Here is a 15,963-nt window from a genome sequence, read left to right on the forward strand (position 1 = left end):
CGCGGCTGAAACCGCCCGCCCGTCGGCGCTGACACGTTGCGGCGGCGCCGGCAGGCGGGCGATTGCGGCGCCGCCGCACCTTGCCAGCGCCGCGCAAATGCGGTACTGAATGTGGTTCCCGTATCCCAGAAATGCGTGTGCCATCGTGATTTCCGCCAGCCCGGCGAACACGCCGGCCGCGCGCCCCCCATCGATGACCGAATCCGCTGCTCCCGCCTTTGCCTGCGCCCGCTTCATCAAGGAGATCGGGCGCGGCCCGAACGGCGCACGCGCGCTCAGCCGCGACGACACCTACGCGCTCTACGAAGCCATGCTGGACGGCCGCGTCTCCGATCTGGAACTCGGCGCCGTGCTGCTCGCGTATCGCGTGAAGGGCGAAACCGCCGCCGAGCTGGCCGCGATGCTCGCCGCCGCGCACCGCTCGTTCGAGCCGCTGCACATCCAGCACGGCCGCGAGCACGCACGCCCCGTCTCGATTCCGAGCTACAACGGCGCGCGCAGGCTGCCGAACCTGACCCCGCTGCTGTCGCTGCTGCTCGCACGCGAGGGCGTGCCGGTGCTGGTGCATGGCGTGATCGACGATCCGGGCCGCGTGACGAGCGCCGAGATCTTCGCGGAACTGGGCGTCAAGGCGGCCGCGTCGCACGATGAAATCGAGGACAGTCTCGCGTCGCGCCGACTCGCGTTCGCGCCGATCGCGTCGCTCGCGCCGAAGCTCGCGCGCCTGCTGTCGCTGCGGCGGATCATGGGCGTGCGCAACTCGACGCACACGCTCGTCAAGATTCTCCAGCCATTCGCGCAGCCGGGCTTGAGGCTCGTGAACTACACGCATCCGGAGTACCGCGAAAGCCTGACGGGACTTTTCACGCAGCATCCCGACGCGGCCCAGGGCGGCGCCCTGCTCGCGCGCGGCACGGAAGGCGAGGCGGTGGCGGACACGCGGCGGCAGGTGCAGGTCGACTGGTTCCATCACGGGCATTCGGAGACGCTCGTGTCGGCGGAACGCTCCTCGGCCGACGCGCCGCCCGTCGATCTGCCCGAATCGCTCGATGCGGCCACCACCGCGCGCTGGATCGAGAGCGTGCTGCGCGGCGAGATTGCCGTGCCGCCCGCCCTCGCCCGACAGGTCGAAGTGATCGCCGACGTGGTGCGCCGGCCGGTCTGAACCGGAATCGTCCGATTGCCTTGATTGCCGCCGATTGCGCCATTAGTTGACACATCATCCTTCGCTGGCTAAAGTAGCCCAATGCGCTTTACCCAGTTCTCCTCCCTCCGAATTATTTCGGGCCGCCTAGCGCGGCCCCTATCGCTACGTCTAGCGTAAGTCGCCAGGCGTAGCGCCGCGCGCTGTCCGTTTTGCGCGCGGTCCTGCCAGCAGTTCTCGTAGTTCTCTCTTTTTCACCACCTGTAGTCGTCAGCTTTTCGTTCGCTCATCCCGCGAAACGGAAACGCGAGGGTCAAATGCACGTTGCATCGCGCACGTTCACGTGGGTCGGAGGCGTCACCATCGCCGTGACGCAACGTGGCCGCGCGCACCGGCATACGCGACGCGCATCGGGCAGCAGCCGGCCAGCCGCCGGCCGCGACCTCTCTCGCAGACGCTACGCAACCAGCGACAAACGAGGTCGACGACCATGATGCCCGCCCCTTCCGAGAAATACCGTCCGTTTCCGCAAGTCCGCCTGACTGGCCGCCGCTGGCCGACGCGCACCATCGAACGCGCGCCGATCTGGATGAGCACCGACCTGCGCGACGGCAACCAGGCGCTGATCGAGCCGATGAGCATCGACGCGAAGCTCGAATTCTTCGAGATGCTGGTGAGGACGGGTTTCAAGGAAATCGAGGTGGGCTTTCCGTCCGCATCGCAGACGGATTTCGACTTCGTGCGCAAGCTGATTGTCGAAAACCGTATTCCTGAGGACGTCACCGTCGAAGTGCTCGTGCAGTCGCGCCGCGAGCTGATCGAGCGCACGTTCGAGGCGGTCGAAGGCGCGCCGAGAGTGATCGTGCACCTCTACAACGCGATCGCGCCCTCGTTCCGGCGCATCGTCTTCAACCAGTCGAAGGAAGAGGTGAAGGCGCTGGCCGTCGAAGGCACGCGCATCATCAAGGCATGCGCTGCCGCTCGTCCCGGCACGCACTGGACCTACCAGTACTCGCCGGAAACATTCAGCATGACGGAGCTGTCGTTCGCGCGCGAGGTCTGCGACGCGGTCGCGCAGACCTGGCACCCGACGCCCGCTCACAAGATGATCCTGAACCTGCCCGCGACGGTCGAAGCCGCAATGCCGAACGTGTTCGCGGACCAGATCGAGTGGATGGACCGCAATCTCGGCTATCGCGACAGCATCATCCTGTCGGTGCACCCGCACAACGATCGCGGCACGGCGGTCGCCGCCGCCGAACTGGCGATGCTGGCGGGCGCGGAACGCGTCGAGGGCTGCCTCTTCGGCAACGGCGAGCGCACCGGCAACGTGGACCTCGTCACGCTCGCGATGAACCTCTACACGCAAGGCATCGACCCGGGCCTCGATTTCTCCGATATCGACGGCGTGCGCCGCGTGGTGGAGCGCTGCAACCAGATCCCGGTCCATCCGCGCCATCCGTATGCGGGCGACCTCGTGTTCACGGCGTTTTCGGGTTCGCATCAGGACGCGATCAGGAAGGGGCTTGCGCAGCGCGAGCCGGGCACGGTGTGGGACGTGCCGTATCTGCCGATCGACCCCGCCGACCTCGGGCGCAGCTACGACGCCGTGATCCGCGTGAACAGCCAGTCGGGCAAGGGCGGCGCGACGTATCTGCTCGAGCGCGGCCTCGGCTTCACGCCGCCGCGGCGCGTGCAGATCGAGTTCAGCCACGCGGTGCAGGCGGTGGCGGACGCGTCGGGCGAGGAGGTCTCGGGCGACGCGATCTGCGCATTGTTCCGGCGCGAGTATTTCGACGCGCAAGGGCCCGTTGCGCGCGTCGCGCCGGCGGCATTGCGCGTGGCCGGCCGCGACGTGAAGGTGCCGCCCGCGTCGGCCGAAGCACCGGGCGACGCGTATGCCGAAGCGGTGGCGAAGGCACTCGGCGTATCGGCTGAAGTGGCGTGGTTCGAAAGCACGAATACCGCAGGCGGCGAGACGGCGGTGTTCGTCGGCTGCCGCGTCGGCGAGCAGGCCGTGCGGTTTGGCGTCGCGGTGAGCGAGAACGCGGCGCAGGCGGTCGTGGATGCGGTCGTGAGCGCAGTGAATCGCGCACAGTGGCCCGCAGGCGCCGAAGCCGAGGCCGAAAAGGAAGCGGTGGCGGCCTGAAGAGACTTGCGGCGGCGGCCACGCCCGATGCGGTGCGGGTGCGGGTGCGGGCGTTCATGTCCGCAAATCGCGGGTTTTCAGGAACGATGCGTGATCGCTTTCGAGGAACGGCGCGCCGGCGCTTCACCGCACCGGCGCGCGTGCCAATGCCCTACTCCAGCGCGACGCGCGTCGCCTGCAGCGCGAGCAGTTGCCATTGTCCGTCGAGCTGGATGTGGATCGCGGTGTAGGCGATCGGAAAGAGCAGCGCGCCGTTCTTCGACTCCATCTCGACCAGTGCCCGGCCCGAGACCACGCACGTATCGCGGCCCGCGGGAATCACGTCCTGCGACTGGATCTCGATTTGCCGGTAACGGCGCCGGCCGGCCGTGATCGCATCGATGAACTGGCGCTTCGTCTCGCGCTTGCCATTCGTGTGCACGTAGCTCACGTTTTCGGCCAGCAGCGCGTCAAGCAGAATTCCGTCGCCTTCGACCATCGCCCGGAAACGATCGCGCTCGAGGCCACGGATCGCCTCAATAGTTTTTGCCGGCATCTGTCTGTTCCTCTTGCATGAGGAACCGGTTCATGCGGCCCTCGTCAGAAGTTGTACTGCAGATATAGCTGGCTGAAATTTATACCAGGATTCGGCTCTTTGATACCGCCGTTCGACAAATGCTGAAACCGGAATCCCGCCTGGTAGTTCTGACGTGCGCCGAACGTCGCGCCGACACCGACGACGTCGGCGAACTGGAACGCCGAACCCACGGAGAAATTGTCCGTAATGCGCGTGTGGGACAGCATGCGCACGCCCACGCCCGCCTCGATGAACGGGCGGATGTCGCCTGAACTCCTGATGAACCGGAACATCGGCGTTACGCCGAATTCGAAGATGTTCGGGTGGACCGCGTTGTCCTCGGTCGTGTGCCAGTACGAGACGTGGGCTTCGCCGACCACGGTGAAGTGAAATCCGCCGATTTCCCACCAGGTCCACTTGGGGTCCCAGACGAACCCAAGGTCGACCTTCTTGATATCGTGATTGGCGACACCGCCCGCTATCTGAAGTCCGAACTGGTCGGCACTCGCACTCGCCGACGCGAGGCCTAGCGCCCCGGTCAGTGCGCATTTGAGAACTTGGTTTCGGCAGGCGCTGTTTTTCTTCTGCATGAACACCCCGACTCTGGTTGACCAAATCGTCTTGCCGCATGCGCGGTCACGGCGTCATTTTAGAGATGGTCTCGAAAAATTGCTCGGATTGTGTTCCATTTCCGGGAATTGTCGGAATTTTCTTTCGCACAATGCGGTTGACAAGGTAATTCGTGCGAACCCTCGCTTGCTCGCGCGGTAAATGTGACGTAATTAACTATATGTAATATATGGACTATTGAAACAGACGGTTTGATAGGTTTTGTGGGAACTCCCACATAAGCGGATGCTCTAATCCTTAGCACTCACTGGACTGGAGTGCTAGTATCGTGGCTGACTCGCTGCGATTCGTTCGCAACGGGTTTTTTTTGACAAGGAGCTTATGAGCGTGACCAATGCGATGACCCTTCCGAATATTGTGAGCTCGGCGTCGGCCAAGGCCGCTTCGGCAGGCGCGCTGACGTACGCACAGTCGTCCATGCTGACCGGCCAGATCGGCAACATCGACGCCTACATTTCGGCTGTGAACCGGATTCCGATGCTGTCGCCGTCGGAGGAACGCCAGTACGCCACCGAATTCCGCGACCACGGCAACCTGGATGCGGCGCGCCAGCTCGTGCTGTCGCACCTGCGGCTCGTCGTGTCGATTGCTCGCAATTACCTCGGCTACGGCCTGCCGCACGCCGACCTGATCCAGGAAGGCAACATCGGCCTGATGAAGGCCGTGAAGCGCTTCGACCCGGCGCAGAACGTGCGCCTCGTGTCCTATGCGATGCACTGGATCAAGGCCGAGATTCACGAATACATCCTGCGCAACTGGCGCACGGTGAAGGTTGCGACCACGAAGGCGCAGCGCAAGCTGTTCTTCAATCTTCGCAGCCACAAGAACAGCGCCGCCGCGTTCACGCCGGACGAGATCGAAGGTCTCGCGAAAGAGCTGAACGTGAAGCGCGAGGAAGTGGCGGAAATGGAAACGCGTCTGTCGGGCGGAGATATCGCGCTCGAAGGCCAGATCGACGACGGCGAAGAAAGCTTCGCGCCGATCGCGTACCTCGCCGACTCGCATAACGAGCCGACCAACGTGATCGCCGCGCGCCAGTTCGACAAGCTGCAAAGCGACGGTCTGTCCACCGCGCTCGAATCGCTCGACGAGCGCAGCCGCCGCATCATCCAGGCGCGCTGGCTCGAAGTGCAGGACGACGGTTCGGGCGGCAAGACGCTGCACGAGCTGGCTGACGAGTTCGGCGTGTCGGCGGAACGCATCCGCCAGATCGAAGCGAGCGCGATGAAGAAGATGCGCTCCGCGTTGAACGAGTACGCGTAACGCGCCAGGTTTAAGGTAAGCAGCAATTGGAAGCCCGCCGTCGGAAGACGGCGGGCTTTTTTTTGTTCTGGCGCGCCCTCCAAAAAACGGCGCCACGAAGGCGCCGTTTCCCATGCGTGTCCCGCGCGAAGGCTTACGCCGGCATGGGCGCGGCGCCGCCGCCGTTCGCCGACAGGCGCATCGACATTTGTTGCGCATAGCGCTCCGCCGCCGAACCCACGACGATGTGGAACGTGTCGGCCGACACCCACGCGACGTCGAGCGTCGAGAGCCGCTGGCGATCCACCGCCGACGGATCGCGCACGACCACGCGCAGGCGCGTCGCCGCGACGGCGTCGAGCGAAGCGACGTTCGTCGCGCCGCCGAACACGGCGAGCCAGCGCACCGGGTCCGGATCGAGCGGTCCCGGCTCGGAAACCGGGGCCGGTGCCGGGTTCGCAACAGTTGCCGCCGCGGGCGCCGATGAGGCCGGCGTGGCGCCGACGGTCGTCGAATGCTGGAGTTCCGAACGGATTTCATCGGCGATCAGGTCTGCTTCCGGTCCGATGATCACCTGCACGTTGGTCGCGCCGCGCTTCAACACGCCCCGCGCGCCGATCGTCTTCAACTGCGCTTCCGACACTTTTTCCGAATCCGCCACCGACAGGCGCAGGCGCGTCGTGCATGCATCGACGAGCGTCAGGTTCGACGCGCCGCCCAGCGCCGCGATGTAGCGGCTCGCCCGCGACGCGGCCGCACCCGGCACCGGAGTGAAGCCGCCGGCGCTCTCGGACGATTCGGCTTGCGCGTCGGCCGTCTCGGGTTCGCGGCCCGGCGTCGCCATGTTGAACTTGCGGATGAAGAAGCGGAACAGGCCGTAGTACACGAAGCCGTACGCGATGCCGATCGGAATCGCCCACCAGCCGCGCGTCGAGAGGCCGTAGTTCAGCGCGTAGTCGATCGCGCCCGCCGAGAACGTGAAGCCCAGATGGATGCCGAGCGCCGAGCAGATCGCGAGCGACAGGCCCGTCAGGACGGCGTGGATTGCGTAGAGCACCGGTGCGAGGAACATGAAGCTGTATTCGATCGGCTCGGTCACGCCCGTCAGGAACGAGGTGAGCGCCATCGAGAACAGCAGACCGCCGACGATCGCGCGACGGTGCTTCGGCGCTTCGTGGAACATCGCGAGACAGGCCGCCGGCAGGCCGAACATCATGATCGGGAAGAAACCCGTCATGAAGCCGCCCGCGGTGGGGTCGCCCGCGAAGAAGCGATGCAGGTCGCCCGTCACCGGCGCGCCGCCGCCCGGCGGCGTGAACGTGCCGAACACGAACCACGCGAGCGAGTTGATGATGTGGTGCAGGCCCGTCACGAGCAGGGTGCGGTTGAGCAGACCGAACACGAACGTGCCGAGTGCGCCGGCCGTGGTGAGCCAGAGGCCCGCCACGTCGATGGCATGCTGCACCGGCTGCCAGACGTAGCCGAACACGATCCCGAGTATCAGACAGGCCACGCCCGTGACAATCGGCACGAAGCGTTTCCCTCCGAAGAATGCGAGGTACTCGGGCAGCTTGATGTCCTTGTACCGGTTATAGAGATACCCGGCGACGGCGCCCGCGACGATCCCCGACAGCACGCCCATGTTGAGCTTCGGGTCGATGTCCTTCATCACCGCGATTTCGATCAGATAGCCGATCGCGCCCGCGAGACCCGCCGTGCCGTTGTTGTCCTTCGCGAAACCCACGGCCACGCCGATGGCGAAGAGCAGCGGCAGATTCGAGAAGATCGCGTCGCCTGCGTCGGCGATCATCTTGATGTTGAAAACGTCGGGCTGGCCGAGTCTCAACAAAAGCCCGGCCACGGGCAATACTGCAATCGGCAGCATCAGCGCGCGGCCTAGGCGCTGCATCCTTGCAAACGGGTTGGCGTCCATCGGGTTCTCCAAAAAATATATAGGTCTTGTCGTTGCTGGGTTGAAGGTCGGGCCGCGAAGCCCGGCCGCGGGACGGACGGTCAGTCCAGCGGCCAGATTTCGCGGCTTGCTGCTCTTACTGCCTGCGCCGATTCGAGCGCGAGGGCATCCTCGGCGCGCTGACGGCAAAGCTGGTAATCGAGTTTGCGCACGCGCGCCTTGATGCCGGGCACGGACACCGGATCGACGGACAGCTCGGTCACGCCGAGGCCGACCAGAAGCGGCACCGCCACCGGATCGCCGCCGAGCGCGCCGCACACGCCGACCCACTTGCCGTGCTTCGCCGCGCCTTGCGTCGCCGCCTTGATGAGGCGCAGCACGGCCGGGTGCAGGCCGTCGGCCTGGGCGGCGAGATCGGGCTGGCAGCGGTCCATCGCGAGCGTGTACTGCGTGAGGTCGTTGGTGCCGATCGAGAGGAAGTCCGCGTGCTGCGCGAGCTGGTCCGCGAGCAGCGCCGCCGACGGCACTTCGATCATCACGCCCACTTCGATAGGATCGGTCCGGCCGGCCTCGCGCGCGAGTTCGTCGATGCGCTTTCTGAGACGCACGATTTCGCCGGAATCGGTGACCATCGGCAGAAGGATGCGCACCGCGCCGAACGGCTTCACGGCGATCAGGCCGCGCAACTGGTCGTCGAGCAGGTCGGGTCGCACCTGCGCGAGGCGAATGCCGCGCAGCCCGAGCGCCGGGTTCGTTTCGGGCGGCAGCGTCAGGTAATCGACTTCCTTGTCCGCGCCGACATCGAGCGTGCGGATGATCGCGGTGCGGCCCTTCAGGGCGTCGACGATGCCCTGGTAGCTGTCCCGGTGCTCGTCCTTCGACGGCGCGGCCGCGCGGTGGATGAAGAGCAGCTCGGTGCGCAGGAGGCCCACCGAATCGGCCCCGTTCTCGACGGCGGTTTGCGCGTCGTCGAGCGTCGCGATGTTGGCGGCGACTTCGATCGCGCGCCCGTCGCTCGTGGTCGCCGCCTGCTGCGACGTGCGCCGGTTCGCTTCGCGCACGCCCGCGAGGCGCTGGCGTTCGAGCCGCGCGCGTTCGACGTCGAGCGCGGTCGGCGCATGTTCGAGGCGTCCCGCCGATGCATCGACGACAACCTGCGTGCCTTCCGGCACGGCGTGCAGCGCGTCGCCGACGGCGACGAGCGCCGGAATGCCGATCTGGCGCGCGATGATCGCCGCGTGCGACGTTGCGCCGCCACGCGCCATCACGAGCGCCGTCACGCGCCCGCGGTCGAGCGACGCCAGGTCGGACGGCGTGAATTCGTCGGCGGCGAGCACCGCTTCGTCGGGCAATTCGCGGGCCGCCGTGCTCGTGTAGCCGAGCGCGCGCAGCACGCGCTTTTCGATGTCGCGCAGATCGGCTGCGCGCTCGGCGAGCAGCGGGTCGTCGATCTTCGAGAGCAGCACGATCTGCGCACGAATCGCTTCGCGCCACGCGAATCCAGCGCTCTTGCCGAGGCTGATCAGGTCGCGCGCGGCATCGACGAATGTCGGGTCTTCCAGCAGCACGCGATGCACCGCGAAGATCCCCGCCTCGCCGACCGCGCCGCGCTGCGACGCGGTGCGCACGGTTTCGTCGAGTTCGGCATCCACCGATGCGATCGCGCGGTCGAGCGCGCGGCTTTCCGATGGCGACGTGCCGCTTGCCTGCTCGGGCGGCGCGATGTCCTGGTCGTCCCAGCGCACGAGCTTGCCGACCGCGATGCCGGGCGCCGCGCACACGCCCGCGAGCGTGTTCGGGGCGAGCGGCTCGCCGGGCGCGCGAGAAGCCGTGTGCGGCGCGGGCGACATGGCGCGCGCAGGCGTCTCCTCGACTTCGCCGTGCGCCTCGCGCAACAGCTCGGCAGCGACTGCTTCGATGGCTTTCGACGCCTCGCGCCCGATGCCGAGCAGCTCGATCGTCGCGCCTTCGCCCGCGCCGAGCCCGAGCAATCCGACGACGCTTTCGACCGGCGCCTTGCGGCCGTCGAAGCGCACTTCCACTTTCGCGTCGAAGCCGCGCGCCGCTTCCCGGGCGCGCGCCGCCGGCCGCGCGTGCAGGCCGCCCGCGTGCACGAGCGTCACGTTGCGGCGGGCTTCGTCGGTGAAGTTGGCATCGCTGCGGGCGGCGTCGGCTTTGTCGCCGTCCTTGACGCGCAGCACGAGGAGCCGCCCGACGCCGGCCTTGAGCACGCCGCGCCCCGCGCGTTCGACGACGTCGAACGCATCGCTGTTCGCGACCGCGATCACCGAGACCAGGCTCGGTGCGTGCTGCGCGACATAGTCGGCGTCGAACTCGATCAGCGGCTGGCCGGCGCGCACCGTCGCGCCCTGCTCGACCTTCGGCGTGAAGCCCTTGCCGCCCAGCTCCACCGTATCGATGCCGATGTGCAGGAGAATCTCCGCGCCCTGCGGCGTGCGCATCGTGAGCGCATGGTGCGTGCGCGCGAGATGCGTGATCGTGCCTTCGCACGGCGCGACGAGCACGCCTTCGAGTGGATCGATGCCGATGCCGTCGCCGAACATGCCTTCGGCGAAGACCGGATCGGGAACGTGGGCGAGCGGCACCACGGGGCCGGTCAGCGGCGCGAGCAGAACGAAGTCGCTCGGGTTATCAGTGGAATGGTTCAACAGGGACTCCTCGGCACGACGCATCGGGTTTCTCGCTCAATGAGTTTCGGTGACTTTGTTCAGGTGGCGCGGCGCGTCGGGATTACGCCCGCGCGCGGCGGCGAGACCCGCTGCCATCACATAGAAAGTAAGAATCGCGGCGATCGGGTCGAGCGCCGGGTGGCCGGTCGTGGCAAGCGGCAGATCGGCCTCCGCGACGTCGTCCGGAGCCGCGAGCAGCACGCGTGCGCCGCGCGCACGCATGTCGCGCGCGAGCTGGATCAGGCCCGCCTGCTCCGGCCCGCGCGGCGCGAATACGAGGAGCGGATAGTCGCGGTCGATCAGTTCCATCGGGCCGTGCCGCACTTCGGCGCTGGAAAACGCCTCCGCCTGGATGCCCGACGTCTCCTTGAGTTTCAGCGCCGCTTCCTGCGCGATCGCCAGTCCGAGCCCGCGTCCGATCACGATCATGCGGTCGACGTCGCGCAGCTCGTTCACGGCTTTCGTCCAGTCGAGCTGGCCCGCCACGCGCAGCGCGTCCGGCAGCGTGTTCAGCGCGTTCAGGAGTTCGGTGTCGCGCTGAACGTGGGCGATGACGATCGCGGAGAGCGAGAGCATCGCGATGTAGCTCTTCGTCGCGGCGACGCTCAGTTCGGCGCCGGCGCGCAGCGGCAGGTGCCATTCGCAGGCGTCGGCGAGCGGCGAATCCGGCGCGTTGACCGCGGCGACGGTGAACGCGCCCGCTGCTCGCAGCGCCTGCATCGTGCCGACGAGGTCCGGGCTCTTGCCCGACTGCGAGAACGCCACCGCCAGCTGTCCCGCGACGCGCAACGGCGCCTGCTGCAGCGTGGCGACCGACATCGGCAGCGACGCGACCGGTACGCCGACGCGGCTCATCGTGAGGCTCGCGAAGTAGCTTGCTGCGTGATCAGAACTGCCGCGCGCGACCGTGAGCGCCACGTGGCGCGGCGCTTCCGCGAGCTTGACGGCGAGCGCCTCGATGTCCGAGGTGTCGGCGAGCTGGGCGGCGACCACATCGGCGGACGCCAGCGCCTCTTTAAGCATATTCGACAATGGATTCTCCTTCGACATAAGTGGCCGTCAGCGCGAGTTCGCGGTCGAAGACGACCAGGTCCGCCCACGCGCCGCGGGCGATGCGGCCGCGGTCTTCGAGGCCCAGGTAATCGGCGGCGTAGCGCGACATGCGGCTGGATACGTCCGCGATCGGCAGTCCGAGCGAGACCAGATTGCGCAGCGCCTGATCCATCGTCAGCGTGCTGCCGGCGAGCGTGCCGTCCGCAAGGCGCACGCCGCCCATGCATTTCGTGACGTGCTGGCTGCCGAGCCGGTACTCGCCGTCGGGCATGCCCGAGGCCGAGGTGCTGTCGGTGACGACGTAGAGGCGCGGAATCGCGCGCAGCGCGGCGCGGATCGCGCCCGGATGAACGTGCAGCAGATCCGGAATCAGCTCGGCATATTCGGCGTGCGCGAGGGCCGCGCCGACCATGCCGGGATCGCGGTGATGCAGCGGCGACATTGCGTTGAAGAGGTGCGTGAAGCCGCGCGCGCCGTGCTTGAGCGCGTTGACGGCGTCGTCGTAGGTACCGAGCGAATGGCCCAGTTGCACCCGCACGCCGCGCGCCGCCAATTCGGCGATCACGTCGAGATGGCCGGAGATTTCGGGCGCGATCGTGACCACGCGGATCGGCGCGAGCGCCAGGTATTTCAGGACTTCGTCGCGCACGGCGACCGCCGCCGCGTCGGGCTGCGCGCCGAGCTTGCCGGGATTGATGTACGGACCTTCGAGATGCACGCCGAGCACGCGTGCGCCGCCCGCGGCGCGGTATTTCGCATGCTCGCCGAGACCGGCGACCACGCGCATCAGCTCGTTGCGCGGGGCGGTCATCGTGGTGGCGAGCAGGCTTGTCGTGCCATGCTGCGCGTGCAGGCGCGCGATGGTCTGCGCGGCGTCGCCGCCTTCCATGATGTCCGCGCCGCCGCCGCCGTGCACGTGCAGATCGATGAAGCCGGGCAGGATATACGGCGCGTCGTTCGTCGACGGATCGACGCGCTCGCCTTCGAGCGCCGTCACGCGCCCGTTCTCGAAGCGAATCGAGCCGTGGATCCAGCCGTCGGTCGTGAGTATGTTTCCTTTCAGCATGAAGTTCTCTGTTGTTACGCAATGCGTAGTGAGGCGGAAAACCGGCCGCTCCATGCTGCGAGCAGGTTCAACGTGCGTCCGGCGTCTCGGGTCCTCTCGTTTTTCTGATTCAGCGCGCCTGTGCCGGCGCTATCGGTGCAGCTCCGCGACGAAGTCGTAGTAATCGTCGCGGCAATACGTGTCCGTCAGTTCGATCGCGCGCTGGTCCGACGCGTAGCCGATGCGCGTGATGACGAGCAGCGCGGCGCGCGGCGCGACGCCCATCAGGCGCGCAATCTCCGCGCCCGCGTTCACCGCGCGAAAGTGTTGCAGCGCGCGGACCACCGACATGCCGCGGTCCTCGAGGTACCGATAGAGCGACGCGCCGATCGCGAGCGGCTCGGGCACGACCGACGCGGGCAGCGTGGAATGCTCGACCGCCATCACGATCCCGTCGGCTCGCCGCAAGCGCCTCAGGCTCGCGACGCCCGCACCCGGCGACAAACTGAGCTGAACGGTTTCGTCGCGGCTCGCGGTGCGCATTTCGCGCGCAAGCCAGATCGAATCGGGCCTGAACCCGCGCTGCTCCATCTTCTTCGTGAATCCCGTGAGCCGGGAAAGCGGATCTTCGACGCGCGGCGTGATGAAACTGCCCGCGCCGCGCACACGCCGGATCAGCCCCTGCTCGACGAGCAGCGCGATGGCGTTGCGCGCGGTGATCCGCGAAACGCCGACGCCCTCCGACAACGTGCGCTCCGACGGCAACGCCTCACCGGCAGACCATGCGCCCGCGTGAATGGCCGTCGCGAGTTTCGCTGCAAGCTGCAGATACAGCGGCGTGTCGTTTTGCGCGTCAGATACCAACTCGCGCCAGCGTTTGTCCATAAGAAAGCTCGCAATCCATCCCGTTTGGCGAGCCCATTATATAACCAAAATAATACCAGTCAATTTTCTGGTCCGTTGCTCGAAATATTCTTATTTTTATTGATAAATCAATAACTTACTTTATTAAAAGCGTGCATCATGGGAGGTCGAATGGGGTCGGTATTTACCCTATCGGCAGCCCACTCCATGCCAAGTGGTCTGGCATCGATATGTTCCACCCTATTCTTCAAAACAAAACCCGCACGCTCGTACATTTTTGGCAAAATACGCCCGGTTATTTCGGATTCGGAAATATCAGCCGAACCTATACAAACGAGAGAACGAGGGAATGATGATGGGTCCAGATCTCCTTCGAACGGCCGAGGCGGTACGCCGCTTCAACCGTTTCTATGCACGCCATTGCGGCGCGCTTCACGAACGCCTCCACAAGAGCGATTTTTCGCTCACGGAAGTGCGTGTCTTTCACGAACTCATCCACGATCGAGCGCGCACCGCGGCCGATGTCGCGCGCAATCTCGGGCTGGATACCGGCTATCTCAGCCGGCTGCTGAGCAGCTTCGAGCGGCGGGGTTTCATGACGCGCCGGCCGAACCAAAGCGATGCGCGTCAGCATCTGCTCTCGCTCACGCCGATGGGTCACGCGATTATCGAGACGATCGATTCCGGCGGCCTGCATGAAGTGTCGGCGGCGCTCGGTGAGCTTGCGCCGCCCGAGCGGGCGCAACTGGTCACGTCGATGGCGGATATCGAGCGCCTGCTCTCGTCTCGCGGAGAGCGCAAGCCTTTGCATCTGCGAAGGCCGCAGCGCGGCGACTTCGGCTGGATGGTGGAGCGCCATTCACAGTTCGACGACGCCGGCGCGCCGCGAAACGAGGCGCGCGCGGCTGGCGTCGTCGCACGCTATCTGGGGGCGATGGAGTCGGATGCGCGACGCATCGCGTGCTGGATCGCGGAGCACAACGACGGCGCGAGGATCGGGGCCGCGTTGCTTTCGGCGGGGTCGGAATCGGAGGCGCGCATCGAACTGCTGTTCGTCGAGCCGGGCGCGCGCCGGCTCGGACTCGGAGCGCAGCTGGTCGCCGCGTGCACGGGGTTCGCATCGGAAGCGGGCTACGAGAGCGTGTCCTGCGCTTTCGACGAATCGCACACCGACCTCAGCGCGCTTTTCGCCCGGGCGGGGTTCAGGCCGTACGGCGGTGCGGCGCCGGGCGTCGTCTGGCAACGCCCGCTGCAATCGCTTTACGCGTGACCAAGAAAAACGGCGCCCTGACAGGCGCCGTTGGTCTTCGCGAATAGCGCTTCAGAATGAAGGCACGACCGAGCCCTTGAACTCGCTCTTGAGGAACTGTCGCACGTCGTCCGACTGATACGCCGCGACCAGTTTCTTCACCCACGGCTGGTCCTTGTCCTTCGCGCGCACCGCGATCAGGTTCGCGTAGGGACTGTGCACGTCCTCGAGCGCGATCGCGTCGCGGGTCGGCTGCAGGCCCGCGGCCAGCGCGAAGTTCGTGTTGATCGCCGCGGCATCGACGTCCGACAGCGTCCGCGGCAGTTGCGCGGCGTCGAGTTCGACAATCCTGATCTTCTTCGGATTGTCCGCGATGTCGAGCGGCGTCGCGTTGTTGCCGTCGGCGCCCGCGCCCGGCTTGAGCTTGATCACGCCCTGCGCCTGCAACAGCAGCAACGCGCGGTTCTCATTCGACGGATCGTTCGGCACCGCGACCTTCGCGCCCTGCGGCAGCGCCTTGAGCGATTTCAGCTTCTTCGAATACACGCCGAGCGGCGAGATATAGGTGAGCCCCGCGTTGACGATCTTGTACCCGCGCTGCTTGATCTGGCCGTCCAGATACGGCTGATGCTGGAAGCTGTTCGCGTCGAGATCGCCGGCGTCGAGGGCCGCGTTCGGCTGCACGTAATCGTTGAATTCGATCACCTTCACCTCAAGCCCGTTGCGCTTCGCGACTTTCTGGACGACCTGCCAGATTTGCGCGTCTGGCCCGCTGATCGTGCCGACCTTGATGACCTTGTCGTCGGCATGAGCGCCGATGCTCGAAAGAAGCGCGGCCGACGCGGCCACGGCGGAAAGGATCCTGAAGATATGTCTGCGCTGCATGGTGTTCTCGCTCCGGCTTCGGATGGCCACTGCTGAAAAAGTGGTCCGGATGTTCGCACACGCATGGTGCGAACTGAAATACTCATTTTTTATTTCGATATTCGGGCGCCGAATCCGCGCAGAGCCCGCGTGGCTTAGAATCGGCGGTTCATCCACGTATCGAGCGAGGCACGCCATGTATGTGATCAATCTGCGCTACACCGGCGCGCTGGCCGAAATCGACGATGCGCTCGACGCGCATCGCGTCTTCCTCGAACGCCAGTTCGCAGCGGGCATTTTCATTGCCGCCGGCCCCAAGGTGCCGCGCGATGGGGGGATCATCCTGGCATCGGCAATCGATCGCGACCGGCTCGATGCGATCCTCGCCGAAGACCCTTTCGCGCAGCAAAACCTCGCGCACTACGACGTGATCGAATTCAAGGCGACACGCCTCGCGCCGGGACTGAACCTGCCCATGCCATCCGAAGCGTGAACGAAAAAGCGGCCCGGGAGGCCGCTTGATGGCATGCAGGCGCTCGGGCGAATCGCCGCCCGCCTTCGCGAC

At 66.1% G+C, this 15,963-nt stretch carries 13 protein-coding genes; 5 read left to right on the forward strand and 8 right to left on the reverse strand.

Going from position 1 to position 15,963, the window contains the following annotated elements; all coding sequences use genetic code 11:
- The first annotated feature begins 193 nt into the window (after positions 1–193).
- Together ybiB and leuA are read left to right on the forward strand one after the other, a co-directional pair.
- The gene (gene ybiB / locus BG61_RS01285; RefSeq protein WP_035941527.1) at positions 194–1,165 is read left to right on the forward strand and encodes a DNA-binding protein YbiB; all 972 of its coding nucleotides are present in this window, start codon (positions 194–196) and stop codon (positions 1,163–1,165) included.
- A 469-nt stretch (positions 1,166–1,634) separates the two neighbouring features.
- Positions 1,635–3,293: a 2-isopropylmalate synthase gene (gene leuA, locus BG61_RS01290; protein WP_035941346.1), complete on the forward strand. Its 1,659-nt coding sequence runs from the start codon at positions 1,635–1,637 to the stop codon at positions 3,291–3,293.
- Positions 3,294–3,444: 151 nt separating this feature from the next.
- Here the strand turns inward: leuA and BG61_RS01295 are convergent, their stop codons facing one another.
- Positions 3,445–3,828, reverse strand: coding sequence for a nuclear transport factor 2 family protein (locus tag BG61_RS01295; protein WP_035941349.1), 384 nt, complete (start codon positions 3,826–3,828; stop codon positions 3,445–3,447).
- Positions 3,829–3,872: 44 nt separating this feature from the next.
- Positions 3,873–4,439 carry an acyloxyacyl hydrolase gene (locus tag BG61_RS01300; RefSeq protein ID WP_035941351.1) on the reverse strand — a complete coding sequence of 189 codons (567 nt, stop codon included), beginning with the start codon at positions 4,437–4,439 and terminating at the stop codon, positions 3,873–3,875.
- A gap of 367 nt (positions 4,440–4,806) precedes the next feature.
- Here BG61_RS01300 and rpoH point away from each other — a divergent pair, with 367 nt between their 5' ends.
- Positions 4,807–5,742, forward strand: a complete 936-nt coding sequence (rpoH, locus tag BG61_RS01305; protein WP_035941530.1) for an RNA polymerase sigma factor RpoH — start codon at positions 4,807–4,809, stop codon at positions 5,740–5,742.
- 133 nt (positions 5,743–5,875) lie between these two features.
- Here rpoH and nagE read toward each other — a convergent pair whose 3' ends face one another.
- The 5 genes from nagE to BG61_RS01330 all read right to left on the reverse strand — a co-directional run bounded on the left by nagE (position 5,876) and on the right by BG61_RS01330 (position 13,306).
- On the reverse strand, positions 5,876–7,654 hold the full coding sequence (nagE, locus tag BG61_RS01310; protein WP_035941353.1) for an N-acetylglucosamine-specific PTS transporter subunit IIBC: 1,779 nt from the start codon (positions 7,652–7,654) through the stop codon (positions 5,876–5,878).
- An 80-nt stretch (positions 7,655–7,734) separates the two neighbouring features.
- A complete protein-coding gene (gene ptsP, locus BG61_RS01315) occupies positions 7,735–10,326 on the reverse strand; it encodes a phosphoenolpyruvate--protein phosphotransferase (RefSeq protein ID WP_035941355.1) in 2,592 nt (863 codons plus the stop codon).
- Positions 10,327–10,338: 12 nt separating this feature from the next.
- A complete protein-coding gene (locus BG61_RS01320; protein ID WP_035941357.1) occupies positions 10,339–11,346 on the reverse strand; it encodes an SIS domain-containing protein in 1,008 nt (335 codons plus the stop codon).
- Complete coding sequence (nagA, locus tag BG61_RS01325) at positions 11,339–12,442, reverse strand: N-acetylglucosamine-6-phosphate deacetylase (RefSeq protein WP_035941359.1); 1,104 nt, start codon at positions 12,440–12,442, stop codon at positions 11,339–11,341. The genes BG61_RS01320 and nagA overlap by 8 nt, the downstream gene beginning before the upstream one ends.
- A 129-nt stretch (positions 12,443–12,571) precedes the next feature.
- On the reverse strand, positions 12,572–13,306 hold the full coding sequence (locus BG61_RS01330) for a GntR family transcriptional regulator (RefSeq protein ID WP_035941361.1): 735 nt from the start codon (positions 13,304–13,306) through the stop codon (positions 12,572–12,574).
- A gap of 328 nt (positions 13,307–13,634) precedes the next feature.
- On the opposite strand from BG61_RS01330, the gene BG61_RS01335 reads away from it, so the two are divergent.
- The gene (locus BG61_RS01335; protein ID WP_232256454.1) at positions 13,635–14,555 is read left to right on the forward strand and encodes a bifunctional helix-turn-helix transcriptional regulator/GNAT family N-acetyltransferase; all 921 of its coding nucleotides are present in this window, start codon (positions 13,635–13,637) and stop codon (positions 14,553–14,555) included.
- 51 nt (positions 14,556–14,606) lie between these two features.
- Here the strand turns inward: BG61_RS01335 and BG61_RS01340 are convergent, their stop codons facing one another.
- Positions 14,607–15,419 (reverse strand): MetQ/NlpA family ABC transporter substrate-binding protein, encoded by an 813-nt coding sequence (locus tag BG61_RS01340; RefSeq protein WP_035941363.1) that lies wholly within the window; start codon positions 15,417–15,419, stop codon positions 14,607–14,609.
- A gap of 175 nt (positions 15,420–15,594) precedes the next feature.
- On the opposite strand from BG61_RS01340, the gene BG61_RS01345 reads away from it, so the two are divergent.
- On the forward strand, positions 15,595–15,891 hold the full coding sequence (locus tag BG61_RS01345) for a YciI family protein (RefSeq protein ID WP_035941366.1): 297 nt from the start codon (positions 15,595–15,597) through the stop codon (positions 15,889–15,891).
- Positions 15,892–15,963: the final 72 nt, after the last annotated feature.

Source organism: Caballeronia glathei, assembly GCF_000698595.1.
Classification (GTDB): domain Bacteria; phylum Pseudomonadota; class Gammaproteobacteria; order Burkholderiales; family Burkholderiaceae; genus Caballeronia; species Caballeronia glathei.